The 19,246-nt window shown below is 73.7% G+C and carries 19 protein-coding genes; 13 read left to right on the top strand and 6 right to left on the bottom strand.

The window, feature by feature from the left end; genetic code table 11:
* The first annotated feature begins 41 nt into the window (after positions 1–41).
* The 4 genes from LZ495_RS11965 (at position 42) to LZ495_RS11950 (ending at position 5,256) form a co-directional block, all read left to right on the top strand.
* Positions 42–1,460: an APC family permease gene (locus tag LZ495_RS11965; RefSeq protein WP_235052099.1), complete on the top strand. Its 1,419-nt coding sequence runs from the start codon at positions 42–44 to the stop codon at positions 1,458–1,460.
* 2 nt (positions 1,461–1,462) lie between these two features.
* On the top strand, positions 1,463–2,167 hold the full coding sequence (locus tag LZ495_RS11960) for a helix-turn-helix domain-containing protein (protein ID WP_235052098.1): 705 nt from the start codon (positions 1,463–1,465) through the stop codon (positions 2,165–2,167).
* A gap of 120 nt (positions 2,168–2,287) precedes the next feature.
* Positions 2,288–3,247: a DUF2510 domain-containing protein gene (locus tag LZ495_RS11955; RefSeq protein ID WP_235052097.1), complete on the top strand. Its 960-nt coding sequence runs from the start codon at positions 2,288–2,290 to the stop codon at positions 3,245–3,247.
* A 218-nt stretch (positions 3,248–3,465) separates the two neighbouring features.
* Positions 3,466–5,256, top strand: a complete 1,791-nt coding sequence (locus tag LZ495_RS11950; protein ID WP_235052096.1) for a GAF domain-containing SpoIIE family protein phosphatase — start codon at positions 3,466–3,468, stop codon at positions 5,254–5,256.
* Positions 5,257–5,387: 131 nt separating this feature from the next.
* Here LZ495_RS11950 and LZ495_RS11945 read toward each other — a convergent pair whose 3' ends face one another.
* Positions 5,388–5,840 (bottom strand): ATP-binding protein, encoded by a 453-nt coding sequence (locus tag LZ495_RS11945; RefSeq protein ID WP_235052095.1) that lies wholly within the window; start codon positions 5,838–5,840, stop codon positions 5,388–5,390.
* 457 nt (positions 5,841–6,297) lie between these two features.
* Here LZ495_RS11945 and LZ495_RS11940 point away from each other — a divergent pair, with 457 nt between their 5' ends.
* Entirely contained in the window at positions 6,298–7,389 is a 1,092-nt protein-coding gene (locus LZ495_RS11940) for a phosphotransferase family protein (protein ID WP_235052094.1), read from the top strand.
* Positions 7,390–7,682: 293 nt separating this feature from the next.
* On the top strand, positions 7,683–8,618 hold the full coding sequence (locus tag LZ495_RS11935; RefSeq protein ID WP_235052093.1) for a LysR family transcriptional regulator: 936 nt from the start codon (positions 7,683–7,685) through the stop codon (positions 8,616–8,618).
* A gap of 48 nt (positions 8,619–8,666) precedes the next feature.
* Here the strand turns inward: LZ495_RS11935 and LZ495_RS11930 are convergent, their stop codons facing one another.
* Complete coding sequence (locus LZ495_RS11930) at positions 8,667–9,581, bottom strand: aldo/keto reductase (protein ID WP_235052092.1); 915 nt, start codon at positions 9,579–9,581, stop codon at positions 8,667–8,669.
* A 1-nt stretch (position 9,582) separates the two neighbouring features.
* The gene (locus LZ495_RS11925) at positions 9,583–10,599 is read right to left on the bottom strand and encodes an NAD-dependent epimerase/dehydratase family protein (RefSeq protein WP_235052091.1); all 1,017 of its coding nucleotides are present in this window, start codon (positions 10,597–10,599) and stop codon (positions 9,583–9,585) included.
* 72 nt (positions 10,600–10,671) lie between these two features.
* On the opposite strand from LZ495_RS11925, the gene LZ495_RS11920 reads away from it, so the two are divergent.
* The 5 genes from LZ495_RS11920 (at position 10,672) to LZ495_RS11900 (ending at position 15,243) form a co-directional block, all read left to right on the top strand.
* A complete protein-coding gene (locus LZ495_RS11920; protein WP_235052090.1) occupies positions 10,672–11,586 on the top strand; it encodes a LysR family transcriptional regulator in 915 nt (304 codons plus the stop codon).
* A gap of 46 nt (positions 11,587–11,632) precedes the next feature.
* On the top strand, positions 11,633–12,211 hold the full coding sequence (locus LZ495_RS11915; RefSeq protein ID WP_235052089.1) for an RNA polymerase sigma factor: 579 nt from the start codon (positions 11,633–11,635) through the stop codon (positions 12,209–12,211).
* Positions 12,208–13,461: a hypothetical protein gene (locus LZ495_RS11910; RefSeq protein WP_235052088.1), complete on the top strand. Its 1,254-nt coding sequence runs from the start codon at positions 12,208–12,210 to the stop codon at positions 13,459–13,461. Before LZ495_RS11915 ends, LZ495_RS11910 begins: the two co-directional genes overlap by 4 nt.
* Before the next feature lie 303 nt (positions 13,462–13,764).
* Complete coding sequence (locus tag LZ495_RS11905) at positions 13,765–14,574, top strand: MHYT domain-containing protein (RefSeq protein WP_235052087.1); 810 nt, start codon at positions 13,765–13,767, stop codon at positions 14,572–14,574.
* Positions 14,575–14,724: 150 nt separating this feature from the next.
* Positions 14,725–15,243 carry a nuclear transport factor 2 family protein gene (locus LZ495_RS11900; protein ID WP_235052086.1) on the top strand — a complete coding sequence of 173 codons (519 nt, stop codon included), beginning with the start codon at positions 14,725–14,727 and terminating at the stop codon, positions 15,241–15,243.
* A 10-nt stretch (positions 15,244–15,253) separates the two neighbouring features.
* On the opposite strand, the gene LZ495_RS11895 is transcribed toward LZ495_RS11900, so the two are convergent.
* Both LZ495_RS11895 and LZ495_RS11890 read right to left on the bottom strand, forming a co-directional pair.
* Positions 15,254–16,060, bottom strand: a complete 807-nt coding sequence (locus LZ495_RS11895) for a family 1 encapsulin nanocompartment shell protein (RefSeq protein ID WP_235052085.1) — start codon at positions 16,058–16,060, stop codon at positions 15,254–15,256.
* Positions 16,057–17,145, bottom strand: a complete 1,089-nt coding sequence (locus LZ495_RS11890) for a Dyp-type peroxidase (protein WP_235052084.1) — start codon at positions 17,143–17,145, stop codon at positions 16,057–16,059. The genes LZ495_RS11895 and LZ495_RS11890 overlap by 4 nt, the downstream gene beginning before the upstream one ends.
* Positions 17,146–17,296: 151 nt before the next feature.
* Here LZ495_RS11890 and LZ495_RS11885 point away from each other — a divergent pair, with 151 nt between their 5' ends.
* Positions 17,297–17,806, top strand: coding sequence for a GNAT family N-acetyltransferase (locus tag LZ495_RS11885; RefSeq protein WP_235052083.1), 510 nt, complete (start codon positions 17,297–17,299; stop codon positions 17,804–17,806).
* Position 17,807: 1 nt separating this feature from the next.
* On the opposite strand, the gene LZ495_RS11880 is transcribed toward LZ495_RS11885, so the two are convergent.
* Entirely contained in the window at positions 17,808–18,173 is a 366-nt protein-coding gene (locus LZ495_RS11880) for a DUF488 domain-containing protein (RefSeq protein WP_235052082.1), read from the bottom strand.
* Between the two features lie 135 nt (positions 18,174–18,308).
* Here LZ495_RS11880 and LZ495_RS11875 point away from each other — a divergent pair, with 135 nt between their 5' ends.
* On the top strand, positions 18,309–18,764 hold the full coding sequence (locus tag LZ495_RS11875; protein WP_235052081.1) for a methylglyoxal synthase: 456 nt from the start codon (positions 18,309–18,311) through the stop codon (positions 18,762–18,764).
* The last annotated feature ends 482 nt before the right edge of the window (positions 18,765–19,246 follow it).

The following is a 19,246-nucleotide window of genomic DNA, read 5'->3' as shown; positions in this document are numbered from 1 at the left end:
TTGCCCGCTTCGGCGTCCTGTTCCCCGGCCGGGAGGTCCTTGTGCACCACACCAAGGCTGTGCGCGGCGTCTCGCCTGTCGCCGGGCTGGACCGGCGCAACTTGCCTGCCGCCCACGTATGGACGCAGTCGGTCTCCGCCGTGGCCCCGTCCGCGGCGATGGCCACCACTCCCGTGCTGGTGCTGGGCGCCGCCGGGGACGCGGCTGTCTGGTCGGTGGTCGTCGCAGCGGTGCTGGCCTTGCTGGTGGCGGACTGCGTGGGGCAGTTCGCGCGGCGGATGGCGGCCCCCGGGTCGCTGTACAGCTTCACGGCACGGGGGCTGGGTGCGGTGCCGGGATTGCTGTGCGCGGCGGCGCTGCTGGTCGGATACGCGTTCCTGGCCATGGCGGCGCTGGTGGGGTGTGCGGCGTACGGGCGGTCCGCGTCGGTGCGTGCGGGTTGGCCGGTGCTGCCCGAACGGCTCGTGGTCGGGTTGCTCGTGACGGCCGCCGCGGTGGTGATCGCCGGTTGTCTGGTGCGCGGAGTGCGCGTGTCCTCGCGGGTGGCGCTGGCGTTCGAGGCCGTGTCGATCATGTCGGTGTCGTGCGTGCTGGCAGGGGTCCCGGGCGGCGGGGCGGCGCAGGGGAATGACGGCGGCGTGGCGGCCGGCACGGCGCTCGCCTTGACGGCGTTCATCGGGTTCGAGAGCGCGGCCGCGCTCGGTGCCGAGACGCGGCGGCCGTTCCGGGTGGTGCCCGCCGTCATGCGCGGCACGGTGCTCGGGGTGGCCGGGCTGTACGTCTTCGCCACGATTGCGCTGACGCGGGGCGGCGGTCCGGCGTGGAACCGGGACGGCTTTGCCGCGTACGGGTTCTCGGGCGCCTGGCCGTCCGCGCTGCTGGATGCCGGCTTGGCGTCCTCGTTCTTCGCCTGCGCGCTTGCCTCGGGAACTGCGCTGGTCCGCTTGCTGTTCTGCCTCGGCCGTGAGGCGGTAGGCCCTCGGCGGCTCGGGGCGGCGCATCCCCGGCATCGGACGCCGCATGTGGCGGTGCTGGCCGCGATGCCGGTGGTCGCCGGGGTGCCCTGCCTGCTGCTCGCCGCGGGGCTGTCGGCGTGGGAGGTGTTCGGCGCGGTGACGGGGCTGTTCACGTTCGGCCATATGACCGCCTACCTGCTGGTGTGCCTTGCGGCGCCGGTCTTCCTGCGGCGGATCGGGGAGTTGACGCTGCGTCCGGTGCTGGCCGCGGCAGTCGCGGTACCGGGGCTGGCGGTCGCCGCGGTGACGTACGCGCAGTCGTCCGCGCCGGGTGCCGACCCGCGGATGCCCGGCATCTTCGGGCTGCTCGCCGTCGCCGGCCTGGCGCTGCTGGCGGGGCCGGCGGTGCTGCGGCCCGCGCGGGTACGTGCGGTGGGGTCGTACGACGAGACGACCGCGGCGGACGTGCTCGGCGCGGCACCGGGCCGCCGCCTCGGTGCCTGAGCATGGCCGCCGAACCGTCCCCGCTCTCGCTGACCGGCCGTCAGCCGCGGGCCGTGCGGGCCGCGTTGGCGGTGCTGGAGGAGGTCGCGCGGGCCGGGCCCGGGGTGACCGCCCGGCAGCTTGCCGGCGCACTGGGCTTGGCCCCGGCCACCGCGTACCGGGTGATCAACCTGCTGGTCGCGGACGAGTACCTCGTGCGGCTGCCGGACCTGAAGGGCTTCGCGCTGGGCCGCCGGGTCGCGGACCTCGCGGTCGCGGCGCTGCCCCCGCGGCCGCCGCTGGCCGCGCGCCGGTGTGTGACGCGGCTTCGCGGGCGCACTCGCTGGGGCGTGCACCTGGCGGTGTTCGTCGGCGACCGCATATGCGTGGTCGACCCGGATCCGGACCACCCGCCCACCGACGACCGGGTGCTGACGGCCCGTCCGCAGGACAGTGCGCTGGGCCGGCTGCTCCTGGCCGAACGGGACGATCCGCGGCTGGCGGCCGCGGATCTGGCCCGGTACGTGGCCAGGGGGCGCATCGAACAGCACGGGGGCACCCGCCCGGACCGGGCCTGCCTCGCGGTGCCGATCCGCGATCCGGTCGGCGGGGCGCTGGTCGCCGGGCTTGCGGTGTCGGCGCCGCCGGAGAGGCTCGCGGTCCCCGACCCGGTGCTGGTCCACGAACTGGACATGTGCGCCGCGGAACTCGCTCCGCTGCTGGCCTGATCGGGCGGATCGAGGGACTTCCCTGCGATTTCGCTGCCAATACGGGCAATTCGCCATCCGTGGCCGGGCGATACCGCACCGAGGCTCGTGTACCGCGGCAGAGGCCGGTACGTTGCCCGCGTGACCTCCTCGATACCCCCTGGCTGGTACGACGACCCTGCAGGGCCGGGCATGGAGCGCTGGTGGGACGGCTCCCAGTGGACCGACTCGACGCGCCCGCCGAGCGGCCAGGGCTTCCCGCCCGCGGCCGGCCCCGCGGCGATGCCGCCCGCTCCGGCGGGCCCGCCGCCGATGCCGGTCCAGTACGGCGGTTACCCGTCCGCCCCCGGCACGTCGCCGGACGGCAAGCGCAACCGGAACATCATCCTCGCGGTGGTCGCACTGCTCCTGGTGGGCGGCCGGGGCGCGGGCGGCGTCGCCGCCCGCGGCGGCGCCTACAAGAAGGACGAGCAGGCCGGCGGCACCCCGACCGCGACGGTCCCCGGACCGGCGACCGGCCCCGGGAAGAACACCTCGCCGGCGCCGCCGCCCGGCCCGGCCACCGACGGCACCGTCAAGGATCCGACGACCGGCATCACCGTCCCGAAACTGAAGGGCTGGGAGGCCTCCACCGACGACGATTCGCCCGCGCTGCAGCGCAAGGACAAGATCCCTTGCGAGGTCGGCGCGTCGGCGTCCCCGGACGACGACGGCAACTGCTACCTCGGCGAAATCGACGTCGTGTACGTCGAAGGCCCGTCCCTCAGCCGGGTCGTGGCCGAAGTGAACGGCGACATCAACACGAACAGCGACTACCGTGTGGTGCAGACGGTCAAGGACGAGGCGACCAAAGCGGACGGCGCCGACGCCCATTTGCTGACCTTCGACATCGAGGAGAACCAGAAGGACGCCGCGGGGAAGAGCCGCACCGCCACGATGCAGCTCGTCTTCGTCGACTCGCCTTTCCAGTACAAGGGCACCACCGCCTACCCGGTCGTGTTCGTCGCGCTGTACACCGACCCGAAGGGGCCCCCGAAGGCGGTCATGGACACGGTCCGCGACGGCATCAAGGTGGGCACCCCGCAGCCGGCCTCGACCTGACCACCGCACTTCCCGTACGGCCTCGCGCACGGCACGGGGACCCGCGGGAGGGCAGCCGGCCGCAGACGCCGCACGCCGCCTCCGGACGGCGGCCGAAGGGGCCGAACGGGCCGCCTCGGCAACCGTTCGAGGCGAATCGCGGCGGTGTTTCCGGCCGCTCGGCGCGGCGTGGGCGATGCTGGTCCCGGGCCAGTCCGCGATCTTGAGGATGCGAGTGCATGGAACGGTTGTCCGGCTCGGCGGCAGGCGCGGCGCGCATCGTGCACGCCCGCTCCGGCCCCGGCAGCGCGGAGCCGCCCGAGTGGTGGCCCGACCTCGCGGCCGACCCGGTGTTCGCGGACTGCCCGTTCGGCATGGCGGTCCTCGACCCGCGGGCCCGGGTGCTGACCGCGAACGCCGCGCTGGCCGCACTGCACGGCGTGGTGCCGCAGCAGCTGCGCGGCCGCGCGTCGGCCCGGTTCGACGGCCCGCTGGCGCACCCCGAGGTCCAGGAGGTCGTGCGCGGCTGCGCCCGCACGGGTCAGCCGTCGGTACACCGGGTGATCCGGGGCGACCGCAGGGACTCCGGGACTTCGTACCTGTGCACGTTCGGCGTGTGGCCGATCCGGGGTGCGGACGGGGTGCGCGGCATCGGCGTCACGATCACCGACGTGTCCGGCGACCAGGCCGCGCTGACCCGGCTCGAACGGGCGCGGGCCCGGCTGGCCCTGGTCAACGAGGCCGAGTTGCGCATGGGTTTCAGCCAGGACGTGGTGGGCTGCGCCGAGCAGGTGCCGCAGGTCGCAGTGCCGTCCTTCGCGGACGCCGCGGCCATAGGGCTGTTCGACCACCCGTTACCGCCGAGCTCGGTGCCGGAGAACGGCTTCGACCCGCCGCCCGGCACCATGATGCGCATCGTGGCCGCCGCCCTGCACCCGGACCGCCCGCCGCTGCGCTCGCTGACGCCGCGCGACTACGCGCACCCGTTCCCGGTCACCCCGGAGTCGCGGGCCGCGCTGCGCCTGCAGCGCGCCGAGCTCAGCAGCACCGCGCCGCCGCCGGAAGGGCACGGCGCGGACGGGATAGGAGCGGGCACCGGCGACGTCCCGCCGCTGCGCCAATATCTCCTCGACGAGGGCCTGCACTCGCGGATCGTGGCGCCGCTGGTGGCACGCGGCCGGGCGATCGGCGTGGCGATGTTCGGCCGGCTGTCCGGCAGCCCGCCGTTCGAGGCCGACGACGTGCGCACGGCCGAGGAGTTGGGGATGCGCGCCGCCGCGTCGATCGACAACGCGCAGGCGCACGCCCGGCAGCGCCAGGCGGTCCGCACGCTCCAGCGGCACCTGCTGCCGCGCGACCTGCCGGTGGTCGGCGGCCTGGCGTTCTCGTACGCGTACCAGCCGGCCCGTACCGACCGGCTGGCGGGCGGCGACTGGTACGACGTCATCCCCTTGAACGCGGGCCGGGTGGCGCTGGTGGTCGGCGACGTGACCGGGCACGGGCTGCAGGCGGCCGCGCTGATGGGCCAGTTGCGGGTCGCGGTGCGCGCGGTCGCGCGGCTCGGCCTGCCGCCGTCCGCGCTGCTGTCGCACGTCGACTCGCTGATGGACGACTTCGCGGTGGACGGTGAACTGGCCAGTTGCGTCTACGCGGTGTACGACACCCAGCGCCGGGTCCTGACCTGGGCGCGGGCCGGGCATCCGCCGCCGCTGCTGCTCTCCCCCGGGCAGCCGTGCCGGGTGCTGGACGCGCCGCCCAACGCGCTCCTCGGCATCGGCGGCATCGCATTCGAGCAGACGTCCTGCACGGTGCCGCCGGGCACTTCGGTGGTGCTGTACTCGGACGGCCTGGTGGAGCGCCGCGGGTACGACATCGACACCGGCATCAAGGATCTGGCGGGCACGCTGGACGCCGCCTGCACGGCCGCCGAGGGCGTGCCGTCCCCGGACCGGCTGCGGGACGCCGCGCTGCGGGTGCTGCCCAGCGACCCCGAGGACGATGTCGCGCTGCTGATCGCGCACTTGGCCTGATCCCGGACCGGCTCGGCCGGATGCAGCCGGCCCCGGCGGCGTGTCCCGGGACGCGTGTGCGAGTGCGGTGCGCGCCGTCCCCGGCGCGGCGCGCACCGCATCCCGACGCGGCGGGCGCGGCACCCGGCCCGTCAGGTCATGACCGGCCCCGCCGCGAGGCGGAACCAGACCTCTTTGCCGCAGCCGGTGCCCCGTGCGCCCCACTCTTTGGCCAGCCGGTCCACGATCGAGAGCCCCCGCCCGTCCTCCTCCCCCTCATCGGCCGTCCGCATGCCGGGCAATTTGGGCGAGCAGTCCGCGACCGAGCCGAGCAGCGTGCCGCGCGCGGTGCCTTCCGGCTGGACCCGCAGCGAGACGGCGAGGTGGCTGGAATCGGTGTGCCGCAGGACGTTGCCGACCAGTTCGGAGACGATCACCTCGGTGTCGTCGATGAGATCGGCGTGCTGCCAGGCCTCCAGCACCGTGGCCGCGAAGCGGCGGACCGTGCGGCTGACCGCGCCGTGCGTGCGCAGCACCAGGTGGGCGTCCAGCGGGACGGGGACCGCCCAGGGCCCCGCCGGGTGCGCGGCGCCGGCCACGGGCATGCGTCGGTCGAGGGCGGATCGGCCGTGATTCATCGAGGTTCACCCGGTTCTCGCGCCCTGTGCGGGCCCAGTGGTCCGCACCGACGATATCCAGTAGCCGGGCGAATGGGACGTATCGCCGTCGGCCCGTCGCACCCGGTGTCACCCTCCCGTGGGAACGGGCAACGCCGGTCGGGCCGTTGGGCCGCCGACGATCCCATGACCATCCGAGCACATCAGGCATTCGTCATGACCTTCACATGATGTCCCCTATCACCCGCATGCCTCCGCCCCGGCCGGTCCGGGAGACCCGCGGCAGCGGTGCGCAGCCACCCGAACTCCGTTAAACCGTGCGGTCGATAGGTGGTATTGACAACTGTTCAAGTGCATGATTCCGTCGGGCCACGGCAGGCGGGGACGTCTGGGCACGTGGGCGTTTCCGCTCCGATCCGTCGTCCGCTCCCAGGAGGTCCAGCGCGTGCACAGCATCACGAAGCCGACCGTCGACCAGGCCACTCTCGATGCGCTGGTGACGGTCGTGTTCGGCGGCGCCGCCTTACCCGCGCTCTGCCGCGAGGCGACCGAGGGCATGTACAACACGGTCTTCCGGCTGACCCTCGCGGACGGCCGCGAGGTGGCGCTCAAGGCGGCCCCCGCGCCGGACGCTCCGCGGCTGGGCTACGAGTACAACATCCTGCGCACCGAGTCGCTGTTCTTCACCCGGCTCGCCGAGGTCGACGGCGTCCCGACGCCGCGCGTGCTGTCCACCGGCTTCGAACGCAACCTGATGCCCGGCGACTACCTGTTCATGACGGCGCTGCCCGGCACCCCGCTGGACCGCCTGCGCGCCGACCTCTCACCGGACGAACTGGCCGCGGTACGCCGCGATCTGGGCGGCATCGTGGCCCGCATGCACGCCGTGCACGGCATCCGGTTCGGCTACCCGCAGAGCGAGAGCGCGCCGGCCCGCTGGCCGGACGCCTTCCGCGGCATGGTCGAGGCGGTGCTCGCGGACGCCGCCCGGCTCGGCGCCGACCTGACGCGCCCGGCCGCCGAGATCCTCGCTGCGGTCGAGGACAACCTCGGGCTGCTGGCGGACGTGGACAGCCCGGTCTTCGTGCACTTCGACCTGTGGGACGGCAACATCCTGGTGGCGCGCGACGGCGGCGGCGCCCGGGTGGGCGGCGTGATCGACGCCGAGCGGGCGTTCTGGGGCGACCCGTGCGCGGACTTCGTCTCGCTGGCGCTGTTCGCCGACATCGAGGCGGACGTCGACTTCCTGGCCGGCTACCGCGAGGCGGGCGGCACCGTCGAGTTCACCCCCGAAGTGCGGCGGCGGATCAGCCTGTACCGGATCTACCTCTACCTGATCATGCTGACCGAGGGCGCGGTCCGCGGCTACGACAAGGAGACCGCGACCGGGCTGCGCGAGTGGGTCGGCATGCTGCTGGCCGGCGAACTCGACGCGCTGGGCGATGAACTGAGCGATGAACCGGGCGAGACGGACAGCCAGGCAGACAGCGAGGCGGACGGCGACGCGGCGGACGACGTGCCGGTCCAGGCCGGCTGAGGCCGGGCCGCCCGGCGCACGACCGGCTGCGCGCGGCGCGGGCCGACGTGCCCGACTACAGCAGCATGCCGGCGAAAGAGGCCGCGGCGGCGTGGTGAGCGGGCCGGGCGTCCCCGGCTCCGGCCGGTGCGCCGGGCCCTTGGTCCCGGGTCCGCGCCGAGGGCCTGCGGCGATTCAGATTCTTGTCCCATGAAGGCGTAATGTGACAGCGGCGTCCCCGGCACCCGGCCGGGCGGGCGTATCGGGCAAGGCGGACCGGCACGTCGCGGGACGGCCGGCCGGAAGGAGCGCGCGTGCTGGAACGCCATGAGATCGAGGCTTTCCTCGCGGTCGCCGAAGAGCTGCACTTCAGCCGGGCCGCGGAGCGGCTGCAGGTCTCGCCGGCCCGGGTGAGCCAGACCGTCCAGAAGCTCGAGCGCCGGGTCGGCGCGCCGCTGTTCGAGCGCACCAGCCGCAAGGTCCGGCTGACCCCGCTCGGCCGCCAGTTGCGCACCGACATAGCCCCGCACCACCAGGCCATCAACGACGGCTTCGCCCGCGCGGTGGCTGCCGCCCGGGGCGTGAGCGGAGTGCTGCGGCTCGGCCTGATGGGCGCGTACGGGCAGCTGATGCTCGACATCTTCGACGTCTTCGCCAGCCGCCATCCGGACTGCGAGGTGCAGATCCGCGAGATCGTCTTCGGCGACCCGTTCGGCCGGCTGCGGGACGGCGAGGTGGACATCGCGGTCGCCTGGCTGCCGATCGCCGAGGCCGATCTGCATGTGGGGCCCGCGGTCGGCACCGAGTCGATCATCCTCGCGGTCGGGGCCCGGCACCGGTTCGCCGGCCGGGCGTCGGTGGACCTGGAGGAGCTTGCCGAGGAGCGCATCGTCAAGGTGCAGCCCGGTGCCGCCCCGGACTACTGGGTCGACGCGCATGCGCCCCGGCGCACGCCCAGCGGGGTGCTCATTCCGGAGGGCCCGACGGTGGCGACCTTCCACGAGCTGCTCGGTGCGGTGTCGACCGGGCAGGCCATCTCGTACGTCTCCGGCCATGCGGCGAAGTTCTATCCGACGCCGAGTGTCGCGTACGTGCCGCTCACCGAGGACCCGCAGGTCACCTGGGCGCTGGTGTGGCGCAAGAGCGGCGAGAACCACCGCGTGCGCGCCTTCGCGCAGGCCGCCCAGGATGTCCAGGCGGCGCTGCGCGCGGCGGACGACGCGGCGACCGGGAGCCCCGCCGCGCTCTGACCGGCGGCTGCGCGGTTCTGCGGCGCTCCGGCCCTGCCGCCGTGGGGGTCAGGCCGGGGCGAGTGCGTCCTCGGCGTCCAGCAGGGCCAGGTCGGCGGCACTCAGTTCCAGGTCCGCGGCCCGGGCCGAGTCGGTGATCGACTGCGGCCTGCTCGCCCCCGGCACCGGGACCATCGCGGGACTGCGGGCCAGCAGCCAGGCGAGGCCGACCTGTTGCGGGCTGACGCCGTACTGCGCGGCGACCTTGTGGAACGCCGTGGCGTGGGCGGGCCGTGCGGCAGCTCCGGAGGCTCCGGGGCCCGGACCGTCCAGGGCGCTGCGCGAGATCCCGCCGAGCGGGCTCCACGGCAGGAACGCCAGGCCGAGTTCGGTGGCGAGCTGCAACTCGGGCTCGCTGTCCCGTACTTCCGGAGAGTAGCGGTTCTGCACCGACACCAGGGCCGGGCCGAGGATCGTGTGCGCCTCGCGGATCTGCGCGGTGTCCGCGTTGGAGATTCCGGCGGCCCGGATCACCCCGGCGTCGACCAGGTCGCGCAGTGCGCCGACCGAGTCGGCCCACGGCACGCGCGGGTCCGGCTTGTGCAGCTGGTAGAGCCCGATGGCGTCGGTGCCGAGGCGGCGCAGCGAGGCGCGGGCGGCGGCCTTCAGGTGCCCGGGGCTGCCGTCGACCGTCCACGAGCCGTCGCCCGGCCGGCCCCGGCCGCCCTTGGTGGCCACCAGGATCCGCTCGGCGCCCGGCCCGTAGGCGGCGAGGGCGCGGGCGATCAGCGCTTCGTTGTGGCCCTCCTCGCCCGCATCGCGGTGGTACGAGTCGGCGGTGTCGAGCAGGGTGACGCCGGCGTCGAACGCGGCGTGCAGCGTGGCGATCGCCCGGGCCTCGTCGGGGCGGCCCTCGATGGACAGCGGCATGGCGCCGAGCCCGATGGCGCCGACGGTGCGGTCTCCGATGCGGCGGGTCTTCATGTCAGGCGTCCTTCCCGGCGCGCCGGGTGCGCAGCGCGTCGTCGATCGCGCCGGGCAGCCAGTCGGACACGTCGGAGAACGTGAAACCGAGGCGGCCGGCGAGGTGGTTGTCCATCGCGTAGAAGCGGTCGAAGGAGTACGGCGAGGCCTCGGCGGGGCCGGCGCCGCCGGGAGTGCCGGGGTCGGCGCCATCAGGAGTGCCGACGACGGCGAAGCGCGGCTCGCGGCCGAGGTGCGCACCGATCCGGGCGGAGAGGTCAAGGGCCGACAGCGCGGTGCGGGACGCCGCGTTCACCGGTCCGGTGAAGTCGGCGCCGGCCGCCCAGGCCAGCACCCGGGCGATCTCGGTGTGCCCGATGAACGAGGTCGGCTGCGGTGCGGCGTGCACCGCGACCGGGCGGCCGTCGGCGATCCGGTCGACGTAGTGCGCGAGCCGGCCGGTGAAGTCCCGTGCGCCGCCGCCCGCGACGTGTGCGCTGCGCACGCTCGCGAAGGCGAACTCCGCCTGGGCGGCGAGGACCGCTTCGGCCTGGCGCTTGCCTTCGGCGTAGTGCGTGGCCTCGTCGTACGCGGCGGCGGCCCGGGCCGGGTCGCGCCACAGGTCCGCGTCGACCGGCCACTCCCGCGGGTCGACGGCGTCCTCGGGGATGCCCCGCAGTGCGGCCCCGCTCGGCCGCAGCCGCGCGCCGGACAGCGCGGGGGCGGTCGCCGGGTCGTACACCTCCATGGTCGAGGTGGCGACGTACCGCGCGGTGCGCCCGGCGAACACGTCGCGCGCAGTGGCCGCGTCCGCGGGGGTGTAGAGCACCTGGTCGACCACCGTGTCGAAGGTGCGTCCGCCGAGCGCGGCGGCCAGCGCCGGTCCGTCCGAGCGGTCCGCGGCAATGTGCCCGACACCGGCCGGCGGGGCCGACGCGCCGCGGTTGAGGACCGTGACGCGGTCGCCTGCGTCGCGGAGCAGTTCGACGAGGTGCCGGCCGAAGTACCGGCTGCCTCCGATGACCAGGATCTTTCGCATGCGACCGATCCTGGCTGGATAGAGTGTTCAGCGGAACTGGTCACTTGCTTACTCGGCTTTAAGGACGGCCTAATGACCGACTTGCAGCGGCTGCGCGTGCTGCGCGAGGTGGCGCAGTACGGAAGCTTCAGCAAGGCCGCGGCCGCGCTGCACGTGACCGCGTCCGCGGTGTCCCAGCAGATCGCCGCACTCGAACGCGGCCTGGGCGCCGCGGTGGTCGAGCGCAGCCCGCGCGGCGTGGTGCTCACCGAGTCCGGCCGGCTGCTGGTCGAGGCGGAGGAGATCGTGTCCGCCGAACTCCGGCACGTGCGCGACCGCATCGCCCGGCTCGCCGCGGGGCGGGCCCGGCTGACCGTGGCGACGTTCACCAGCGGCGGCCGGCACCTGCTGCCCGCCGCGCTCGCGCACTTCGCGGTCGGCCACCCGGACGTCGAGCTGAACGTGGTCCAGCACGAGCCCGAGGACGCGCTGCCGCTGCTCCGCGAGGGCGGCGCCGACCTGGCACTGGCGTACCACTTCGACGGGCCGGTGCCGGTCCGCGCGGGCGACCGGTCCGGGCTGGCCTGGGAGCCGCTGATGGAGGACCCGATGTCCGCGGTGCTGCCCGCCGGGCATCCGCTGGCCGGGCGCGACGCCGTCGACCTGTCCGAACTGGCCGAGGACACCTGGGTGATGGGCTGCAGCAAGACCGCGGCGTACCTGCGGCGGCTGGCCGCCACGGCCGGGTTCGAGCTGAAGGTCTCGGGCAGCACGACCGACTACTTCTTCGCGGTGTCGCTGGTCGCCGCGGGGCTCGGCGTCACGCTGGTGCCGTTCGTGTCGCTGGTCAACTTGCCGCCGGACGTCGCGGTGGTGCCGCTCCGGCCGCCCCGGCCCACCCGGTACCTCGGGATCGCGACTGCCCGGCGCGGCCGGGCCCTGCCGTACACCGAGGCGTTCGCGGCCGCGCTCCGGAAGGCCGCCGAGCCTGCGCGTACCGGCGCCTGAACTTCCCGGCAACCCGACGGTCCGGTCCGGACACTCCTGGGATGTGATGACCCATCAGAGGCACGACCTCACGGATCAGGCCCTGTGGCTGCGCATCGCCGAGGGGGACCGAGGTGCGTTCGCGGACGTCTTCGACCGGTACGCCGGCGCGGTGTACGGCCATCTGCTGCGCCGGACCGGGGAGCACACCGAGGCCGAGGACCTGACCTCGGCGGTCTTCCTGGCCGCCTGGCGGCGCCGGGCCGAGGTGCGCATCGACCGCGAGAGCGTCCTGCCGTGGCTGCTCGGCACGGCGAACCGCACGCTGGCCAACCGCAGGCGCGCGCTGCGCCGGTACCGGGCGCTGGTCGAGCGCATACCGCCGCCGCCCGACGTCCCGGACCACGCCGACGACGTCGCGGCCCGGCTGGACGCGGAGCGCCGCGCGGCGGCCCTGCGCCGCTCGGTCGGCCGGCTGCCGCGCCACGAGCGCGACGTCGTCGAACTGTGCGTGTGGGGCGGCCTGGACCAGCAGGCCGCCGCGGTGGCCTTGGGGATTCCGCTCGGCACGGTCAAGGCCCGGATGCACCGGGCGCGGGCACGGCTCGGCACGCTGGTGCCGGAGGAGTTGGAGAACGAGCGATGAGCCCGAACCACGACGACAGGCTGCCCGGGCACGACCGCCGGCGCCGCGAACTCATGGACTTGCTGGAAGCGGACGAGTACACCCCCGAGCCGCGCCGCATCGCCGTGCCGCTCATGGCCACCGCCGCGGTGCTGGTGGCCGCGGGCGTGGGGGTCGGCGTCGCGCAGCCGTGGGCGGACGGCGCGCAGCGGAGCGCCACCGCCGGGGAGGCGGGGGTGCCGCGGGAGTCGGCGAAGCCCGGCGACCCGGTGCCGGCGGACGTGGCGAAGGCGGTGTTGCGGACGTGCATGGAGAACGGCCGCAAGGGCGGGTCGCCGCCGCCGATGCCCACGCTGTCCCCGACCGCCAAGCCACCGATGCCGAGCATGATCCCGTCGGCGGTGCCCCGGCCGAGCGACGCCACTCCGACGTGGCCCGGGTCCGGTGCGTCGCAGCTGCCGCCCGACGCGCCGTTCTACTCGCCGCCGGCGGCGTCGGAAAGCGGCATGGCCGGGTTGCCGGGGTCGCCGGGCTCGCCGGGGTCGGTGCCCGGGAAGACCGAGCCGCCGATCGCGAGCGACCTGCCGGCGCAGATGCCGGCGAGCGCGACGATCATCTCCATGCCGTCCGGCCTGACGTGGTCCCCGACGGCCGGCCAGGCTTGGACTCCGGCACCCGGTGTGTCGTGGTCTCCGCCACCCGGCGTTCCGACCGCGTGGGCAAGCGCGATGGGGTCCGGCAAGCCGGGCTCTTCCGCCCCGATGCTGCGAGGGCTCCCCGAAAAGGAGTCCGCGTACAAGCCGGTGTTCACGGCCTGGGAGCCGGACGCCGACGGCAAGCTGGTGCCATTCGTCGTTGGCAAGGCGAATGGCCCAGTGGTGGTTCCGTGCAGGGGCGAGCCGTCGTTCCCGGACGGGCCGCTCGGGTGGCTCACCGACGACCTGAACGGTGCGTTCTCCACGTTCGCGCGCACGGCCGCGTCGAACGGCATCGCGGCGGTCCCCGCCGAGCTGCCCCGGACATCGTTCACGCTGTGGGGTCGAGCCGCGGACAATGTGGCGCGCATCGAGGTCACCGGCCCGGACGGTGTTCTGGCGCTGGCCGCGACGCGGGGCGGGTACTGGTTCGCGCACGGTGAGTTCGGTGTCGGGATGCGGATCGGCCCGGACGGGAAGATCCTCAGCTTCGGAGGGGTCGAGGCAACGGTGCGCGCCTACGACGGCGCCGGTCAGTTGCTGCGCGAGTACAAGTACGGGTCCGATCAAGGCTGATTCGCTGTCGCCGCCCCGGTCCCCTGCCGGCATCCCGCACATGCCCCGGCCGACAGGGCGGTGGGGAACCCCGATGGGCACGACGTTTCGGAAGCCCGCCCGCGTACTCGCGCGGCGGGCTTCCCCGCGTCTGCGCAGCAGGGCGGGCAACCCGCGTAGACCCCCGCCGTACTCACCGGTAAGTCGACGTGTCTATCATCTTCGCCGCGGCACGCCCGCGCCCGAAATCCGGGGGGATTCCGGGGCTCCCTCCCATTCCCGCTTTCCTGGCGCGGCTTCGCGCTGCCCGAAAGGACCCCTGCCGTGGGGCACATCCACCACTTCTCCTCCGGCCCGCTCACCCCGGTCCTCGCGTACGCGATGTCGTGCGTGGGCGCCGCCCTCGGCCTGCTGTGCACGTCGCGGGCCCGGGCGCTGTCCGGGTGGTCGCGCTCCGGGTGGTTCGCCCTCGCCGCCGTCTCGATCGGCGGCACCGGCATCTGGGTCATGCACTTCATCGCGATGCTGGGTTTCTCGGTCGAGGGCACCCCGCTGCGCTACGACGTGACCCGCACCGTGGTGAGCCTGCTGGTCTCGGTCGCGGTCGTGGCGGCCGGCCTGGTCACCGCGGCGACCGGCCGGTCCCGGTGGCCGCGCCTGGTCGCGGGCGGCGTGCTGACCGGGACGGGCGTCGCGGCGATGCACTACCTGGGCATGTCCGCGATGAACATGCGCGGCTCGCTCGGCTATGCGACACCGACCGTCGTGGCCTCCGTGGTCATCGCGATCGCGGCGGCGACCGCGGCGCTGTGGTTCGCCCTGAACGTGCGCGGTGCGCTCGCGACCACAGGCGCGGCCCTGGCGATGGGCGTCGCGGTGTGCGGCATGCACTACACGGGCATGTCGGCGCTGAGCGCGAAGGTCACTGCGACCGCGGCGAGCGTGCCGGGCGCCGAGACGTCGAGCTTCATCGCGCCGCTGATCACCGGCATCAGCCTGTTCACCGTCGTGACGCTGTTCATCGTGGCGCTGTCCCCGACCGAGGACGAGCTGCTGGAGGACGCCGACTTCGACGAGCGCCTGGACCGGCTCACCCGGGGCCGCGAGCAGTCGTACGAGAACTTCGCCGGCTGACCGGGCGGACCGGGCCGCGCAGGCCGAACGAGCCGAGGACGCCGGGCAAATCCCTTTCGGGAATCGGAAATAGCGGCGCCTGCCCCGTTGCTGCACCGGGGCAGGCGCCGCTTGGTTGCGCCGATTTTCCGCCGTCCCGAAGGGATTCCCATGCCCGCGTTCGTCCCGAACACCAACGCCCTGTCCGCCGATCTCGACTCCGAGCTGGTCCACGACGTGGTCCGCGAACTGCGCGACCGGGCCGAGATCGCGGACGCGCTCCTCAGGTTCGGTCTCGGCGTGGACGAGCGTGATCCGGACGTGTTCACCAGCGCGTTCACGCCGGACGCGGTATTCGACTTCCGTCCGGTGGCGGAGCGCCTGGGCCTCGAAATCCCGGTCATGGACGGTTTCGACGCGATCCTCGCGGTGCACTTCAACGACGGCTGGAACCTCGACACCACGCACTCGGTCACCAACGTGCGCATCGCCGTCGACGGCGACGAGGCGCGCCTGACCGCGATCGTCGAGGCCCAGCACCTGCCGAAGCACGACCACAGCCGGCACCTGCTGCTGAAGAACCGCTACGACGTCGAGCTCGTGCGTACCGGCAGCGGGTGGGCGATGCGGCACCTGCTCGTGAAGAACGTGTGGTTCACCGGCGAGCCGAAGGTGCTCGCGGGCGAGTGAGCCGCGCGGGTCAGCCGGCCGCGGTGAGCGCCACGGCCGCTTCCGGCGAGTAGAGCGAGAACGTGAGCGACTCGGTCAGGTAGAGGCGCACGGTGGACGCATCGTGCGCCTCGTACCCGATCGAGAGGTCCTGCCCGAGGTGCATCTCGAAGTCGCCGCCGCGGGTCGACAGCAGCACCGCGCCGGCCAGCGCGGGCGCCCACACGATCTCGCCGCCGGACAGCACGCGGGCGACGTGCTCGCGTACCGGGTAGCCGTGGTTGGAGGTCTCGTTGACCGCGGTGTACGTGTCGGCGCCCAGGAGCAGCGCGTACGGGCCGCCCACGCCGGCCAGGCGCAGCCCGGTCAGCGCGCGCGAGACCGCGTCGGGGTAGTCCTCGACCCGCTCCGGGAGTTCGACCGGCGAGGTGTCGGCACCGGCCCGGATGCCGGTGATGCCGGCCTCCGCCCAGCCCTCGAAGACGGCCCGGTCCTCGGCCAGCGCCATGGTGCGGGCGGCGTCCTTGACCGGCTGCCAGTCGGAGTCCTTGGAGCCGCGCAGCACGTCGTCGACGGCCTCGCGGTCGAGCGTGAACGGCACCCGCAGTTCGACCACGCGCTGGGCGTCGCGGCTGACCGCCTGCACGCCGGCGCCCGGCGAGCCGAGCGGCGTGACGTGCCCGGTGCCGACCGCGGCCAGACCGGTCCCGGACGGCCCGTCCAGGTCGACGACGCGGCGGCCGGCCAGGTGGAGGGTGAAGGTCCGGCGGGCCTCGTCCTCGATCTCCGCCCAGGCGGCGTCGGAGATCGGGGCGAGTTCGCGGTGCAGGTTGTTCATCGCGCGTTGCTCCTCTTCAGGCTGCCGATGCGCAGCGAGCCGTCGAACGGGTCGGTCACGGAATCGGGGTCGTCGGCTTCTCCATCGGCCTCGGCTTCTCCGGCGGTCTCCGCCGCGGCAGTCTCACCGGGCGGCCCCGGCGGGTCGTCCAGGAAGTCCTGGGACGGCACGAAGTACAGCGACCCGGTGACCGCGGTCGAGAAGTCGAGCAGGCGGTCGTGCACGCCGGGCGGGCTGCCCAGGAACATGTTGTCGAGCATCTCCTCGGTGACCGAGGGCGTCGCGCAGTAGCCGATGAAGTACGTCCCGAACTCGCCGCGGCCCAGCGTGCCGAAGGGCATGTTGAGGCGCACGATCTGCTGCTGGACGCCGTCCGCGTCCTCGACCGTGGTGAGCGCGACGTGCGAGTTCGGGGGCTTCTCCTCGTCGCTCATCTCGATGTCGGAGAGCTTGGTCCGGCCCACCGCGCGCTCCTGGGCCTCGACGGGCAGCGCGTTCCAGGCCTCCATGTCGTGCAGGTACTTCTGCACGATCACGTAGCTGCCACCGGCGAAGTCGGGGTCGGCCTGCGCGGTGGTGAACGCCGCACGGTGCGCGGGCGAGCCGACCGGGTTCTCGGTGCCGTCCACGAAGCCGAGCAGGTCGCGGTCGTCGAAGTATTTGAACCCGTGCACCTCGTCGCGTACCGTCACGGCGCCCTTGAGCCGGGCCATCAGGTGGGTGGCCAGCTCGAAGCACAGGTCCATGCGCTGCGCGCGGATGTGGAAGAGCAGGTCGCCGGGGGTGGAGGGGGCGCGGTGGGCGGCCCCGGTGCGCTCGGCGAGGGGGTGCAGCTCGGCCGGGCGCGGGCCGCCGAACAAGCGGTCCCAGGCGTCCGAGCCGATGCCCGTGATGCAGGTGAGGCCGTCCTCGGGGGCCCGGAAGCCGACCGAGCGGACCAGCCCGGAGATGTCCGGGACCAGGTCGCGTACCTGCTCCTCGCCGCCCGGGTCGACCGTCACGACCAGGAACACCGCAGCTTTGGTGAGAGGTGCGAGGACCGCCTGGAGGACCGGCTGCGGCTCGGCGGACGGAGCGGAGGTCATGCGGCGTGCTCCCACGGGCGTCGGGAAACGGGACAGAGCAACAGGTGCCCGGGAGTCGCGCGGGGCATACCTGACTTTCGTCCCGATTTGCCGGGCCGGACGCCCTGGCCTGCCGCGGCGCGTGTCGGACCGATGGGCGAGGATCGGACCCATGCGCCTCGAACTCTGGCAGGACACCCCCGAGCACCTCGGCCTCCTCGTGCGGCACAACGCGCCGGAGATGACCGACCACCTGGGCGGGCCCGAGACCGACGAGAAGGTGCGCGAGCGCAACGTCCGGTACGCGGCGCTGGCCGGCAAGGACGGCAGGCGGATGTTCCGCATCATGGTCCCGGCCGACGGCGGCGAGGCCGCCGCGGGCACGGTCGGCTACTGGGAGCGCGAGTGGCACGGCGCGACCGTGTGGGAGGCGGGCTGGGGCGTACTGCCCGAGTTCCAGGGCCGCGGCCTGGCCGCCGCCGCGGTGACCGCGCTGCTCGCCGAAGCGAAGGCGCACGGCAAGCACCGCCTGGTCCACGCGTACCCGGCGGTCGACCACCCGGCGTCCAACGGGGTGTGCCGCAAGGCCGGGTTCACGCTGCTGGGCGCGGAGCAGTTCGAGTACCCGGTCGGGCACTTCATGCAGTGCAACGACTGGCAGTACGCCCTGTGGCCGGCCTGACCTACTTCTTCGCGGCGAGCCGCTCCAGGAGCACCGACAGGTAGCTCTCCGCCGGATCCTTGACCGCGGTCAGCAGCGTGACCGTGCCCTTCTCCGCCGCGGCGCGCAGCTTCGCCAGCCCGGTCTGCTGCTCGGCGCCGTCCAGCTCCGCCGCGTAGCGCTCCGCGAACTCGTCGTCGCGCTCGTGCCCGGTCGCGGCGTGGAACCACTTGCGCAGCTCGGTGGACGGCGCGACCTCCTTGGCCCAGTCGTCCAGTTCGGCCTTGTCCTTGCTGAGGCCGCGCGGCCACAGCCGGTCCACCAGCACCCGCTGCCCGTCCTCGGCGGCGGGTGCGTCGTACACCCGCGCCACCCGGAAACCGGACATGGCGTCCACCCCTCGTCTCACCGGCCGACCGCGGCAACCGCCCTCACACCGCCTTGATCGATAATGCGGGAAGCTGGGCCGTACCGAGCACGAATACGCACGCGACGCGCCCGCTCCTCCCACGAAAGAGAGTCGATGACCACCCAGCTCCACACGCCCGCGGCCGACGTGATGGGCATAGCCCTCGTCGCCCACGACAGCTGCAAGCCCGACATGGTCGCGTGGGCGCGCGAACACCAGGCCATCCTCGGGCAGCACCGCCTCTACGCCACCGGCACGACCGGCGGCTTGGTCGCCGACGAGACCGGCCTCCCCGTCGTCCGCTTCCGCAGCGGCCCCCTGGGCGGCGACCAGCAGGTCGGCGCGCGCATCGCCGAGGGCGACATCGACCTGCTCATCTTCTTCTGGGACGCGCTGACCGCCCAGCCCCACGAGCCCGACGTCCGCGCCCTCCTCCGGCTCGCCGTCCTGGCCAACGTCCCCGTGGCCTGCAACCGCGCCACCGCCGACCTGGTGATCACCTCACCGCTGCTGGCCGCCCCGGACCGCGAACACGTGGACACCCGCCTGGCCGGCCGCCACACCTCCTGACACCCCGCAGCCGCCCGGACACAACTGAAGCAGACAAGAACGCCGCGCCGCCGCCTCCTAAGGCCGCGGCGCTTTCGCACGAGGCAAGGCAGTGAGCGGAATCTGCACGACCGAGACAGCCGCGCAGCGAGGGCGCGTACGGGAAAAGCATGGAGAGCTGTGGCGAGGCCGCGGTCCGCGGGCTCGCCGACAAACACCCACCTCCGACGCCCCGCAAACGCATATGGCACCAACTCGGCGCTCCCCCGACACTGCCCCTCAGAGCAGCCCCGTGCCTGAACGGAACTCAACGGGCAAGAGCCCAACTGCCTAAAGAACAAGGCATGTTGCGCCGCCGACCCGTCGGGCGGCGGCGCTTCACACACAGCAAGCAGAAGTGGCGTCCGGACGGGCCGGAGACAGCCGCAGGACGAGAACAAGTACGAGGTTGAACGTGGAGGATTCGGGGGGGCCCCCCAACCCCCGCGCGGCCCCCCAACCCC

Origin of the sequence: Yinghuangia soli, from assembly GCF_021502675.1 — a bacterium.
In the GTDB taxonomy this organism is placed as follows: Bacteria; Actinomycetota; Actinomycetes; order Streptomycetales; family Streptomycetaceae; genus Yinghuangia; species Yinghuangia soli.
The sequence above is the reverse complement of the archived record's forward strand: the minus strand, read 5'-3'. Positions and strand labels throughout refer to the sequence as shown.